The organism is Streptomyces sp. NPDC094448 (assembly GCF_044763775.1).
Lineage (GTDB): Bacteria > Actinomycetota > Actinomycetes > Streptomycetales > Streptomycetaceae > Streptomyces.
Window position 1 is genome coordinate 1 of the sequence record NZ_JBIWGU010000009.1, and the last position, 13,057, is coordinate 13,057.

The 13,057-nt window shown below is 71.8% G+C and carries 10 protein-coding genes; 5 read left to right on the top strand and 5 right to left on the bottom strand.

Going from position 1 to position 13,057, the window contains the following annotated elements:
• Positions 1–151: 151 nt before the first annotated feature.
• Both ACIQ9E_RS18485 and ACIQ9E_RS18490 read right to left on the bottom strand, forming a co-directional pair.
• Positions 152–472 (bottom strand): hypothetical protein, encoded by a 321-nt coding sequence (locus ACIQ9E_RS18485; RefSeq protein WP_403708174.1) that lies wholly within the window; start codon positions 470–472, stop codon positions 152–154.
• Positions 473–616: 144 nt separating this feature from the next.
• On the bottom strand, positions 617–1,597 hold the full coding sequence (locus tag ACIQ9E_RS18490; RefSeq protein WP_403708177.1) for a heme o synthase: 981 nt from the start codon (positions 1,595–1,597) through the stop codon (positions 617–619).
• 373 nt (positions 1,598–1,970) lie between these two features.
• Between ACIQ9E_RS18490 and tkt the strand changes: the two genes are divergently transcribed.
• From tkt to pgl, 5 genes are read left to right on the top strand one after another with little or no spacing between them, the layout of a single operon-like run.
• Positions 1,971–4,058 carry a transketolase gene (tkt, locus tag ACIQ9E_RS18495; protein WP_403708180.1) on the top strand — a complete coding sequence of 696 codons (2,088 nt, stop codon included), beginning with the start codon at positions 1,971–1,973 and terminating at the stop codon, positions 4,056–4,058.
• A 35-nt stretch (positions 4,059–4,093) separates the two neighbouring features.
• Positions 4,094–5,215, top strand: coding sequence for a transaldolase (gene tal, locus ACIQ9E_RS18500; RefSeq protein WP_403708183.1), 1,122 nt, complete (start codon positions 4,094–4,096; stop codon positions 5,213–5,215).
• Between the two features lie 5 nt (positions 5,216–5,220).
• Positions 5,221–6,753: a glucose-6-phosphate dehydrogenase gene (zwf, locus tag ACIQ9E_RS18505; protein ID WP_403708186.1), complete on the top strand. Its 1,533-nt coding sequence runs from the start codon at positions 5,221–5,223 to the stop codon at positions 6,751–6,753.
• Entirely contained in the window at positions 6,750–7,838 is a 1,089-nt protein-coding gene (gene opcA / locus ACIQ9E_RS18510) for a glucose-6-phosphate dehydrogenase assembly protein OpcA (protein WP_403708189.1), read from the top strand. Before zwf ends, opcA begins: the two co-directional genes overlap by 4 nt.
• Entirely contained in the window at positions 7,835–8,620 is a 786-nt protein-coding gene (gene pgl, locus ACIQ9E_RS18515; RefSeq protein WP_403708193.1) for a 6-phosphogluconolactonase, read from the top strand. Before opcA ends, pgl begins: the two co-directional genes overlap by 4 nt.
• Before the next feature lie 86 nt (positions 8,621–8,706).
• Here pgl and ACIQ9E_RS18520 read toward each other — a convergent pair whose 3' ends face one another.
• The 3 genes from ACIQ9E_RS18520 to pgi all read right to left on the bottom strand — a co-directional run bounded on the left by ACIQ9E_RS18520 (position 8,707) and on the right by pgi (position 12,948).
• Entirely contained in the window at positions 8,707–9,582 is an 876-nt protein-coding gene (locus ACIQ9E_RS18520; protein WP_403708196.1) for a poly-gamma-glutamate hydrolase family protein, read from the bottom strand.
• 36 nt (positions 9,583–9,618) lie between these two features.
• Positions 9,619–11,220, bottom strand: a complete 1,602-nt coding sequence (locus ACIQ9E_RS18525) for a PH domain-containing protein (protein ID WP_403708199.1) — start codon at positions 11,218–11,220, stop codon at positions 9,619–9,621.
• Positions 11,221–11,295: 75 nt separating this feature from the next.
• Entirely contained in the window at positions 11,296–12,948 is a 1,653-nt protein-coding gene (pgi, locus tag ACIQ9E_RS18530) for a glucose-6-phosphate isomerase (RefSeq protein ID WP_403708202.1), read from the bottom strand.
• Between the last annotated feature and the right edge of the window lie 109 nt (positions 12,949–13,057).

Here is a 13,057-nt window from a genome sequence, read left to right on the forward strand (position 1 = left end):
CGGGGGGCGGGGGCGGGGGGGGGGGGGGGGGGGGGGGGGGGGGGGGGGGCGCGGCCCCCCCCCCCCCCCCCCCCCCCCGCCCCCCCGCCCCGGGGGGGCGCCCCCCCCCCCCCCCCCGCCCCCCCCCCCCGCCCGTTTCCGTATCCGCAGGTCAGCCGTTGGAGGGGCCGCCGATCTGGATGCCCGCCATCCGGGTCCACTCGTACGGCCCCGTCCGCACCCTCGCCGCGAACTCCCCGTCGAAGCTCTCGTGGAGGGTGAGTCCGGCCTTGCCTGCCGCCGCCTCGGCCACCGCATGGGTGGGGGCCACCAGATCCCCCCAGGTGCCGTCGGAACCGACGAGGACGATCCGGGTGCCCGTCTGCCCGAGGTAGGCGAGCTGCCCCTCCGCGCCGCCGTGCTTCTTCGCGAAGGCGCCGATCTGCCGGGCGAGCCCGGCGGCCTTGCGGTCCGCGTGCTTGGTATCTGCCATGGCCCCGATGTTACGTACGGGTAATCGGCGCTGACCATGCGTCCGGGGCGTGGCCTGGACCACGTACCACGGTCGGGTGGAAAGACCCGGGGGCGGGCCCGGACGGGCCCGCCCCCGGGGCGGTTCGATGAGGTGCGGCGGCGGTCAGCGCAGGAACGGGTCCACCGCGACGGCCACGAAGAGCAGCGACACATAGGTGATGGACCAGTGGAACAGCCGCATCTCCTTGAGCTTGGCGCCCGAGAGCCCGGCCTTGGCGCGGGCCTGGAGCGCATGCGCCTCCCAGAGCCACCAGCCGCCCGCCAGCAGGGCCACAGCCGTGTAGAACCAGCCGGTGTAGCCCATCGGGGTGAGCAGCAGGGAGACCGCGACCATCACCCAGCTGTAGAGGACGATCTGACGGGCCACGACCCGGTTGGAGGCGACGACCGGCAGCATGGGGACGCCGACCCGGGCGTAGTCCTCGCGCACCCGCATGGACAGCGGCCAGTAGTGCGGCGGGGTCCAGAAGAAGATGACGAGGAAGAGGACGACCGCGGCCCACGACATCGAGTTGGTGACCGCGGACCAGCCGATCAGCACCGGCAGACAGCCCGCGATCCCGCCCCACACGATGTTCTGCGTGGTGCGCCGCTTCAGGATCATCGTGTAGACGACGACGTAGAACAGCAGGGCGCCCAGGGAGAGCCAGGCCGACAGCCAGTTGACGAGCAGACCGAACCAGAGCGTGGAGACCACGGCCAGGACCAGTCCGAAGACCAGGCCCTCGCGCGGCGAGACCATGCCGGTGACCAGCGGGCGCTGGGCGGTGCGGTCCATCAGTGCGTCGATGTCCCGGTCGATGTACATGTTCAGCGCGTTGGCGCCGCCGGCCGAGAGATAGCCGCCGATGCAGGTGGTCAGGACCAGCCAGAGGTCCGGCACCCCTTGCGCCGCGAGGAACATCACCGGCACCGTGGTGATCAGCAGCAGTTCGATGATCCGCGGCTTCGTCAGCGCCACGAACGCCATGACCCGGGCCCCGAAGGGCCTGCTGCCCGGGTTCGTCCCGGGTCCCCCCGCGGCCCGCTCGGGACGGGCGGTGCCCCCACCCGCTGGACGGGATTCGACGGCCGTCACGCACACCCCTGAGGAAGATTCCAGCAAGTCCCGGGCGCATGACAGCACAGTTGAGGCCCGGTGAGACTTGCGCGTACCACGCCACTGTAGAGGTTGCCCATCACTCGCCTCGCACGGGGGTGGGTCGTGTTGTCGCGGGCGGGCCGCGAGCCGGACGGGGGCCGCACCCGGGCGGCGGGCCCCGGGGAGCCGCCGCCGGGAGGCGAAGTGCGTCCGGGCGCGGCAGGCTGGCAGGAGACGCCGCCGGCCGGGGGTGTCCAGTGGCCGGATGGCCGAAAACCGCCGGGTGGCGGCGAGGGTAGGCTCGACGACGCCCGGTACATCTGCCGTCACCGGGACCTGACATGTGGAGACATGCGGAGAGGAGCCCTGACCCAGGGTGAGCACCAAGCCGACCACCACAGACCTCACGTGGACCGATCTGGACCAGCGAGCCGTCGACACGGCCCGCGTCCTGGCCATGGATGCCGTACAGAAGGTCGGAAACGGCCACCCCGGTACGGCCATGAGCCTCGCGCCCGCCGCGTACGTGCTGTTCCAGAAGCTGATGCGGCACGACCCGGCCGATGCGGACTGGACCGGCCGCGACCGGTTCGTCCTGTCCGCCGGGCATTCGTCGCTGACCCTCTACATCCAGCTCTACCTGGCCGGGTACGGTCTGGAACTGGACGATCTGAAGGCCTTCCGGACCTGGGGTTCGAAGACCCCCGGCCACCCGGAGTACGGCCACACCACCGGCGTCGAGACCACCACCGGCCCGCTGGGCCAGGGGGTGGCCAACGCGGTGGGCATGGCGATGGCCGCCCGCTACGAGCGCGGTCTGTTCGACCCGGACGCGGCCGTGGGCACGTCCCCGTTCGACCACACCATCTGGGCGATCGCCGGTGACGGCTGTCTCCAGGAGGGCATCTCGGCCGAGGCCTCGTCCCTCGCCGGCCACCAGAAGCTCGGCAATCTGGTGCTGCTCTGGGATGACAACCACATCTCCATCGAGGGCGACACCGAGACCGCGGTCTCCGAGGACACCCTCAAGCGGTACGAGGCCTACGGCTGGCACGTCCAGCGGGTGGCGCCCAAGGAGAACGGCGACCTCGACCCGGCGGCGCTGTACGCGGCGATGCGCGAGGCGCAGGCCGTGACCGACCGGCCGTCGTTCATCGCGGCCCGCTCCATCATCGCCTGGCCCGCGCCGCACGCCCAGAACACCGAGGCCGCGCACGGTTCGGCGCTGGGCGACGAGGAGGTCGCGGCCACCAAGAAGGTCCTCGGCTTCGACCCGGAGCAGAGCTTCGAGGTCGCCGACCAGGTCATCGCGCACACCCGGGAGGCGCTGGACCGGGGCCGCGAGGCGCGCGGCGAGTGGGAGAAGACGTTCGCCGCGTGGCGGACGGCCAACCCGGAGCGCGCGGCCGAGTTCGACCGGATCCGCGCCGGTGAGCTGCCCGAGGGCTGGGAGGACGCGCTCCCCGACTTCGAGACCGGGAAGTCCGTCGCCACCCGCGCCGCCTCCGGCAAGATCCTCCAGGCGCTGGGCGCGGTGGTCCCGGAGCTGTGGGGCGGTTCGGCCGACCTCGCGGGCTCCAACAACACGACGATCGACAAGACCTCGTCGTTCCTGCCCGAGGGCAACCCGCTGCCGGAGGCCGACCCGTACGGCCGGACGATCCACTTCGGTATCCGCGAGCATGCGATGGCCGCCGAGATGAACGGCATCGCGCTGCACGGCAACACCCGTATCTACGGCGGTACGTTCCTCGTCTTCTCCGACTACATGCGCAACGCGGTCCGGCTGTCCGCGCTGATGCATCTGCCGGTGACATACGTGTGGACGCACGATTCGATCGGCCTCGGCGAGGACGGCCCGACCCACCAGCCGGTGGAGCACCTGGCGTCGCTGCGGGCGATCCCGGGCCTGAACGTGGTCCGTCCGGCGGACGCCAACGAGACGGTGATCGCCTGGCGCGAGATCCAGCGCCGCTGGACGAAGAAGTTCGGCACGGGCGCCCCGCACGGTCTGGCGCTGACCCGGCAGGGAGTGCCGACGTACCCGCTCAACGAGGACGCGGCGCGCGGCGGTTACGTCCTGGCGGAGGCCGAGGGCGGCGCTCCGGAGGCCGTGCTGATCGGTACGGGCTCCGAGGTCCAGCTGGCCGTCGCGGCCCGGGACGAGCTGCAGGCGGCCGGGGTGCCGACCCGGGTGGTCTCCATGCCGTCGGTGGAGTGGTTCGAGGAGCAGGACCAGGTGTACAAGGACTCGGTGCTGCCGCCGTCGGTGCGGGCACGGGTGGCCGTCGAGGCGGGCATCGGGCTGACCTGGTACCGCTATGTCGGTGACGCGGGCCGGATCGTGTCGCTGGAGCACTTCGGTGCCTCGGCGGACGGCAAGGTCCTCTTCCGGGAGTTCGGCATCACCGCCGACGCGGTGGTCGCCGCCGCCCGGGAATCTCTTGACGCCGTCCGGCGCTGACGCCAACACACAGTGATTTCAGGAGTTGTTTTTCGATGACGAACGACGCGCTCAAGCGCCTCACCGACGAAGGCGTCGCGATCTGGCTGGACGACCTGTCCCGCAAGCGGATCACCTCCGGGAACCTCTCGGAGCTGATCGACCAGCAGCACGTGGTGGGTGTGACGACCAACCCTTCGATCTTCCAGAAGGCGATCAGCGGGGGTGACGGCTACGAGCAGCAGCTCCGTGAGCTGGCGACCCGCAAGGTGACCGTCGAGGAAGCCATCCGCATGATCACCACGGCGGACGTCCGGGACGCGGCGGACATCCTCCGCCCGGTCTTCGACGCCACCGATGGCCAGGACGGCCGGGTCTCCATCGAGGTCGACCCGCGGCTGGCCCACCACACGGCGGCCACGGTCGCCGAGGCCAAGCAGCTGGCCTGGCTGGTCGACCGCCCGAACACCCTGATCAAGATCCCGGCCACCCGGGCGGGCCTCCCGGCGATCACCGAGACCATCGGTCTCGGCATCAGCGTCAATGTGACCCTGATCTTCTCGCTGGAGCGTTACCGCGAGGTCATGGACGCCTACCTGGCCGGTCTGGAGAAGGCCAAGGACCGCGGCCTGGACCTGTCGAAGATTCATTCGGTGGCGTCGTTCTTCGTCTCCCGGGTGGACACCGAGATCGACCGGCGGCTGGACGCCCTGGGCACCGACGAGGCGAAGGCCGCCCGCGGCAAGGCCGCCCTGGCCAACGCCCGGCTCGCCTACGAGGCGTACGAGGAGGTCTTCTCCTCCGACCGCTGGGCCGCCCTGGACCGGGCCCGCGCCAATAAGCAGCGTCCGCTGTGGGCCTCGACCGGTGTCAAGGACCCGGCCTACAAGGACACGCTGTACGTGGACGAGCTGGTGGCCCCCGGCACGGTGAACACCATGCCGGAGGGGACCCTGGAGGCCACCGCCGACCACGGGGCCATCACCGGTGACACCATCCGCGGCACCTACGACGCCGCGCGCGCCGAGCTGGCGGCGGTGGCGGCGCTGGGGATCTCGTACGACGAGGTCGTGCAGCTGCTGGAGGACGAAGGCGTCGAGAAGTTCGAGGCCGCGTGGAACGACCTGCTCAAGTCGACCGAGGCGGCGCTGGCCCGTCTCGCACCGTCGGAGGGCTGACCATCGTGTCCGGTTCAAGCGAGGCCAATCCGCTTCGCGACCCCGCCGACCGGCGGCTCCCGCGGATCGCGGGGCCGTCGGGCCTGGTGATCTTCGGGGTCACGGGCGACCTGTCGCGCAAGAAGCTGATGCCGGCCGTGTACGACCTGGCCAACCGCGGACTGCTGCCGCCGGGGTTCTCCCTCGTCGGCTTCGCCCGCCGCGAATGGCAGGACGAGGACTTCGCGCAGGAGGTCCACGACGCGGTCAAGGAACACGCCAGGACCCCCTTCCGTGAGGAGGTCTGGCAGCAGCTGAACCAGGGCATGCGCTTCGTCCAGGGCGATTTCGACGACGACGACGCCTTCGAGACCCTGAAGAAGACGATCGCCGAGCTGGACCAGGCCCAGGGCACCGGCGGCAACTTCGCCTTCTATCTCTCGGTGCCGCCGAAGTTCTTCCCCAAGGTCGTCCAGCAGCTCAAGAAGCACGGGCTGGCCGACCAGAAGGAGGGCTCCTGGCGCCGGGCGGTCATCGAGAAGCCCTTCGGCCACGATCTGGTGTCCGCCGTCGAGCTCAACCAGGTGGTCCACGAGGTCTTCCCGCCGAACGAGGTCTTCCGGATCGACCACTACCTCGGCAAGGAGACCGTCCAGAACATTCTGGCGCTGCGCTTCGCCAACACCCTCTTCGAGCCGATCTGGAACCGGTCCTATGTGGACCATGTCCAGATCACCATGGCCGAGGACATCGGCATCGGCGGCCGCGCCGGATACTACGACGGCATCGGTGCCGCCCGTGACGTCATCCAGAACCATCTGCTCCAGCTGCTGGCGCTGACCGCGATGGAGGAGCCCGCCTCCTTCGACGCCGATGCGCTGGCCGCGGAGAAGACCAAGGTCCTGGGTGCCGTGAAGCTGCCGAAGGATCTGGGCGCCACCACCGTGCGCGGCCAGTACGCGGCGGGCTGGCAGGGCGGCGAGCGGGCCGTCGGCTATCTCCAGGAGGACGGGATCGACCCGGACTCCAAGACCGACACCTATGCGGCGGTCAAACTGGAGATCGACAACCGCCGCTGGGCCGGGGTGCCGTTCTATCTGCGCACGGGCAAGCGGCTGGGGCGCCGGGTCACCGAGATCGCGGTGGTCTTCCAGCGCGCCCCGCACAATCCCTTCGACCACACCGCGACCGAGGAGCTGGGGCAGAACGCCCTGGTCATCCGGGTCCAGCCGGACGAGGGCGTGACCCTGCGCTTCGGCTCCAAGGTGCCCGGTACCTCCATGGAGGTACGGGACGTCTCGATGGACTTCGCCTATGGCGAGTCCTTCACGGAGTCCAGCCCGGAGGCGTACGAGCGGCTCATCCTCGATGTGCTGCTCGGCGACTCCAACCTCTTCCCCCGGGTCGAGGAGGTCGAGCTGTCGTGGAAGATCCTCGACCCCATCGAGCAGTACTGGGACAGCCACGGCAAGCCCGCCCAGTACCCCTCCGGGACCTGGGGTCCGGTCGAGGCGGACGAAATGCTCGCACGAGACGGACGGAGCTGGCGCCGGCCATGAAGATCGACCTTACGGACACCACCTCCAGCAAGATCAACAAGGCGTTGGTGCAGGGGCGGCGGGCCATCGGCACACCAGCCGTCGGCATGGTGCTCACCCTGGTCATCGTCACCGACGAGGAGAACGCCTACGACGCCCTGAAGGCCGCGAACGACGCCTCGCGCGAGCACCCCTCGCGCACGCTCGTGGTCATCAAGCGGGTTTCGCGGACCCCGCGGGACCGGGCGCAGACCCGGCTGGACGCCGAGGTCCGCGTCGGCGCCGACGCGGGCACCGGCGAGACGGTCGTCCTGCGGCTGTACGGCGAAGTCACCGAGCACGCCCAGTCGGTGGTGCTGCCGCTGCTGCTGCCGGACGCGCCGGTGGTCGTGTGGTGGGCGGTGAACGCCCCGCTCGACCCTGCGAAGGACCCGCTGGGCGCGCTGGCCCAGCGCCGGGTGACCGACACCTATGCGGCCGAGGACCCCATCGGGGAGCTGAAGGCCCGCGCCGAGGCGTACACCCCGGGCGATACGGATCTGTCGTGGACCCGGATCACGCCCTGGCGCTCCATGCTGGCCGCCGCGCTGGACCAGGTGGCCTGCGAGGTCACCGAGGTCGAGGTGGAGGGCGAGGAGTTCAATCCGAGCGTGGAGCTGCTGGCGATGTGGCTGGCGGACCGGCTGGGGGTGCCCGTGCGGCGCACCCAGTCCCCCGGGCCGGGGCTCACCGCCGTGCGGATGGAGACCGACTGCGGTCCGATCGTGCTCGACCGGGCCGACGGCGCGCTGGCGAACCTCTCCATCCAGGGGCAGCCCGACCGTGCGGTCGCCCTGAAGCGGCGGGAGACCGCCGAGCTGATCGCGGAGGAGCTGCGGCGGCTGGACCCGGACGACACCTATGCCTCCGCCCTGCGGTACGGGGTGGACCGGCTCGGTGACGGCGGGCCCGGCGGTTCGGCGGATGTCTCCGAGATCGCGGCGGCCTCCCGGGCCGTCGCCGCCGGGCAGGGCGGGGCGGAGGGGGCCGCCGCGGCGGCCCCGGCCGCGCCCGCGGCCAAGAGTGCGGCCAAGAAGGCTGCGGCGAAGAAGGCGGCCGCCAAGTGAGCGGCGCCCCGCAGATCGTCGTCCACCGCGACAAGGAGCTGATGGCCCAGGCCGCGGCGGCCCGGCTGATCACCCGGATCGTCGACGCCCAGGCCGCCCGGGGCACCGCGTCCGTGGTACTCACGGGCGGGCGGAACGGAAACGGTCTGCTGGCCGCGCTCGGGGCCTCCCCGGCCCGGGACGCGGTCGACTGGGGACGTCTGGACCTGTGGTGGGGCGATGAAAGGTTCCTCCCCGAGGGGGACCCGGAGCGCAATGTCTCCCAGGCCCGGCGGGCCCTGCTGGACCATGTCCCGGTCGATCCGGCCCGGGTCCGTCCGATGGCCGCGTCCGACGGTCCGTACGGCAGCGATGTCGAGGCGGCGGCCGCCGCCTATGCCGCGCAGCTGGCCGCGGCGGCGGGCCCGGAGGACCACGGTCCGGTGCCGACGTTCGACGTGCTGATGCTGGGTGTCGGCCCCGACACCCATATCGCGTCGCTCTTCCCGGAGCATCCGGCGGTCCGGGAGACGGAGCGTACGGTCGTCGGTGTCCACGGCTCCCCGAAGCCGCCGCCGGTCCGGATCTCGCTGACCCTTCCGGCGATCCGGGCGGCGCGCGAGGTGTGGCTGCTGGCGGCGGGCGAGGACAAGGCGAACGCCGCGGCGATCGCCCTGTCCGGTGCGGGCGAACTCCAGGCCCCGGCCGCGGGTGCCCGGGGCCGGGCCCGGACCCTGTGGCTGCTGGACGCGGCCGCGGCGGCCCAGTTGCCGCGGGAGCTGTATCCCCCGGCCTCCGCATAGCGCAAGTGACGGCTCAGGGCCCGGACACCGTGACGGTGTCCGGGCCCTGAGTGCTGTCACAGCGGCCTCCCGGTGCGGCGGGAGGGTCAGTCGACCGTCAGGCTCGCCTCGTGGAGGGCGATCGCGGCCCGGACCGCTCCGGTGAAGGCCCGGAACCTGGCGTTCGTGGTGTTCGCCCGGCCGGTCCGGGACGAGGGGTCGTCGAAGAGGCTGTTGCGCAGATTCCCGGAGAGTTCGAGCTGGACGCCCTGGTTGCGCAGGGTGCGGTTGCAGGGGTTGTCCGGGTCGGTGCCGCCGAGGGCCGGGACCTGGCTGCCGTCGACGATGCCGATGTTCCAGGGGTCGGGGCCGGCGGTGGCGAGCAGTTCGAGCTGCTGCCGGACCAGTGCCTTGAACTCCTGGTCGAGCCCGCCGAGCACGATGTCGTAACCCGGTACCTGGCTGTTGGCGAAGCCGTGGACGCTGACGGCGCCCAGACTGCCCTCGGCCAGTCCCAGGGCGTGCAGATCGTCGCATCCGGTGGAGGTGACATGGAGTTCGGCATTGAGTCCGGGGCCCCGCAACCCCTCGAACAGCCAGTAGTCGTAGCGGGGGTCGCCCGCCGCCCCGGTGGGCGCGAGGTCCTTCGGGTGGTATCCGGCGATACCGAGGGCGACTTCGGAGGTGCCGGTCTCGATACCGCCGCCGTGCAGGGCGAGTACAGCGGTGCCGGGCAGCCGCACCTCGGCGGCGAAGCCCGGATCGCTGCGCTCGTGCCGTTTGAAGCGCCGGCCGTAGTCGGTGCCTTCCGTGTACTGCGGATTGCGGTAGATATGGCTGGTGTACGTCGGGGCCGGAGGATTGCCGGCCGCGACCGAGGGGGCGGCGTGAGCCGTGGCAGGTACGGCGGCCAGTCCGGTGCTCCCCGCGGCGGCGGCCAGGGCGGCGGTCAGAACGGTTCGTCTGCTGCTGGTGGTGGTCACCACACGATCATGTCCGGGGCCCGGGTGCTTATTCGATCACCGCGCTATCACCGGCGGCCGGCCCTCCGGCGCCTCGGGTACGGCCGGTGCGGGTATCTCCACCAGGAACGGTGCGAGGAGTCCGGGGACCGCCGCATCGGCGAAGGCGAGCCCCTCGGAGGTGTCCGCGTCATGGACGGAGTAGCCCCCCGCACCGGCGGCCGTGGTCGCGGTCAGTGTGATCAGCCCGCCCCGGCGCTGGGCGAGCGTTTCGGTGACGGTCCAGCCGATGATCCCGGTCCGCTGGAGGGCGACCGTACGCCGTGAGGGGGTGCCGGAGCGGGCCAGCAGATAGCGTCCGGCGATGCCGTGACCGAGACTGCGGTACGCGTCGAGGGCGAGCGCCGTGCCGACCGGCAGCGCCACCAGCGCGTATCCGGCGGCGACAGCCGACAGCACCGGGGTGAGCCAGGGGCCCGCGGCGGCGAGTGCGGCGGCGGGCAGCAGCGCCGCGGCGAGGGCCCAGGACAGCCGCCGGTTCCTCGCCCGGCGCGGATGGCGGGTCAGCGGTGCTCCGGTGGGCGGCCGGGGCTCGCGGAGCACCAGCGCCGCCACCTCGTCCGCGGCGGCCCGGGGGACGGCCGGGAGCAGCCCTCGGGCGTCCGCGTGCCGGTCGCCGTCGGCCTCGGCGAGTCCGGTGGCGACCGCGTCCACCCGGGCCCCGCCGATGGCCCGGACCCCGATCGGCTCCACCAGTTCGACCCCGCGGAGCCGGTGCTCCGCGACGGAGACGGAGCGGGTGGTGAACAGCCCGCGCCGGACCCGGAGCACTCCGCCGGGCTCGCGTTCGAGGCGGTAGCCCCACCACATCTCCAGCCAGAGGCCGAGCGCCCCGACCGCGCCGGTCAGCAGGGCACCGAGGAGGAGCACCGGGACGACGAGGGCGATCGGATGGTCCCGGATCCGGTCGCCGGTCCAGCCGATCAGATCCTCCTGGACCCCGAACCAGTCGCTGATCTGGAGCACGGCACCGGCCGCCGCGCCTCCGACGGCGAAGGTGAGGAAGGACGTCGGGGCGTACCGGATCCACCGGAGGTCGAACCGGGCCAGGGGGCCGCCGGGCGGGGCGGTGGCCGGGCCGGTGGGCCGGCCGAGCAGTTCGGCCCGGAGCCGGTCGCCCTCGGCGCGGGAGACCGGATTCAGCTCCAGCGAGGACTCCCCGCCGCCGCTCTCGCCGGTCCCTATCCGGACCTTCACCAGGCCGAGCAGCCGCAGCAGTGGATGGGCGGTCAGATCGACGCTGCGGATCCGTTCCCGGGCCAGGGAGCGCCGTTTCAGCAGCAGCAGTCCGCTGTGGAGGTCGACCCGCTCGGGGCCGATGCGGTAGCGCGTCCGGCGCAGGGCGGTCCAGTCGGCGGCTACGGAGCCCACGACCAGCAGTACCCCCGCGGTGACCAGCAGGGTGAGTCCGATTCCCCGGCGGGGGCCGTTGCCGAACCAGGCGCCGGAGGAGAGCCCGAGCAGCACGGGCAGACAGATACCTCCGGCGACCCCGCCCATCACGGCCCCGGTGACCAGGAGCGACCGCCGGTCGAGCCGCCGCCACTCCTCCGGCGGGCCCGCCGCGGCGTCCGGACAGCCGTCAGGACCGGCGTTCATCCGGCGCCTCCGGCGGCTGCCCGGACCGGCCGGTGGGCCGGTCCGGTCCTGCCGGTCTCCCCCGCGGCCATGGGATCAGCGTCCCCGCAGGTCCCGGTAGGCGGCGGTGAGCGCGGCCGTGGAGCTGTCCAGCTCCTCGCCTCCGGTGCCGTCGGTCAGCACCGGTTCGATGCGCCGGGCCAGGACCTTGCCCAGTTCGACGCCCCACTGGTCGAAGGAGTCGATGTTCCAGACGGCGCCCTGGACGAACACCTTGTGCTCGTAGAGGGCGATCAGCTGGCCGAGCACCGACGGGGTCAGCTCGTCGGCGAGGATCGTCGTCGTCGGGTGGTCGCCGCGGAAGGTCTTGTGCGGCACGAGCTGCTCGGGGACGCCTTCGGCCCGCACCTCGTCGGCGGTCTTCCCGAAGGCCAGGGCCTGGGTCTGGGCGAAGAAGTTGGCCATCAGCAGATCGTGCTGGGCGACCAGGGCGGGCGGGAGGCCGGGCACGGGCCGGGCGAAGCCGATGAAGTCCGCGGGGATGGTCTTGGTGCCCTGGTGGATCAGCTGGTAGTAGGCGTGCTGGCCGTTGGTGCCCGGGGTGCCCCAGACGACGGGACCGGTCTGCCAGTGCACCGGCCGGCCGTCCCGGTCGACGGACTTGCCGTTGGACTCCATGTCCAGCTGCTGGAGGTAGGCGGTGAACCTGCTCAGGTAGTGGGAGTAGGGCAGCACGGCGTGCGACTGGGCGTCGAAGAACGCGCCGTACCAGATGCCGAGCAGTCCGAGCAGCAGCGGGGCGTTGGCCTCCGGCGGGGCGGTGCGGAAGTGTTCGTCGACGAGGTGGAAGCCGTCGAGCATCTCCCGGAAGCGCTCCGGGCCGATCGCGATCATCAGCGAGAGCCCGATGGCGGAGTCGTAGGAGTACCGGCCGCCGACCCAGTCCCAGAACTCGAACATGTTCACCGGGTCGATACCGAAGTCGGTGACCTTCTCGGCATTGGTGGAGAGGGCCACGAAGTGCCGGGCGACGGCCTCCTGACCGGCGCTCAGACCGTCCAGCAGCCACCGGCGGGCGGAGGTGGCGTTGGTGATGGTCTCGATGGTGGTGAAGGTCTTGGAGGCGACGACGAAGAGCGTCTCGGCCGGGTCGAGGTCGTGGACGGCCTCGTGGAGGTCGGCTCCGTCGACGTTGGAGACGAAACGGAGGGTCAGTTCGCGGGCGGTGTAGGCGCGCAGCGCCTCGTACGCCATGGCGGGGCCGAGATCGGAGCCGCCGATACCGATGTTGACCACGTTTCTGATGGGGCGTCCGGTGTGGCCGGTCCACTCGCCCGAGCGGATCCGCTCCGCGAAGCCGGCCATCTTGTCGAGCACCGCGTGGACACCCGGCACCACATTCTCGCCGTCGACTTCGATCACCGCGTCCCGCGGGGCCCGCAGGGCGGTGTGGAGGACGGCCCGGTCCTCGGTGGTGTTGATCTTCTCGCCGCGGAACATGGCGTCCCGCAGTCCGGCGACGTCGGTGGCCGCCGCCAGTTGCCGCAGCAGGGCGAGGGTCTCATCGGTGACCAGGTGCTTGGAGTAGTCGAGGTGGAGGTCGCCGACGCGCAGGGTCAGGCGGCGGCCGCGCTCCGGGTCCGCGGCGAACAGCTCGCGCAGTCCGGTGCCGCCCACCTGCTCGCGGTGCTTGCCGAGCGCGGTCCACTCGGGTGTCTGGTCGAGCCGGGTTCGGCCTGTCTCGTTCACTCGGACATCAGCTCACTTCGTCTTGTACCTGCCTGGTGCCCCACCGCGCCCAACCTAGTTGATCAGCGGGGCCGCGAGGCGTCGACAGCCGCACCGGACCCCCGGCCCG

Coding starts and splice junctions, on each gene's coding strand:
- opcA (WP_403708189.1), top strand. CDS start 6,750: ATGAAGATCGACCTTACGGACACCACCTCCAGCAAGATCAACAAGGCG.
- tal (WP_403708183.1), top strand. CDS start 4,094: ATGACGAACGACGCGCTCAAGCGCCTCACCGACGAAGGCGTCGCGATC.
- ACIQ9E_RS18525 (WP_403708199.1), bottom strand. CDS start 11,220: ATGAACGCCGGTCCTGACGGCTGTCCGGACGCCGCGGCGGGCCCGCCG.
- ACIQ9E_RS18485 (WP_403708174.1), bottom strand. CDS start 472: ATGGCAGATACCAAGCACGCGGACCGCAAGGCCGCCGGGCTCGCCCGG.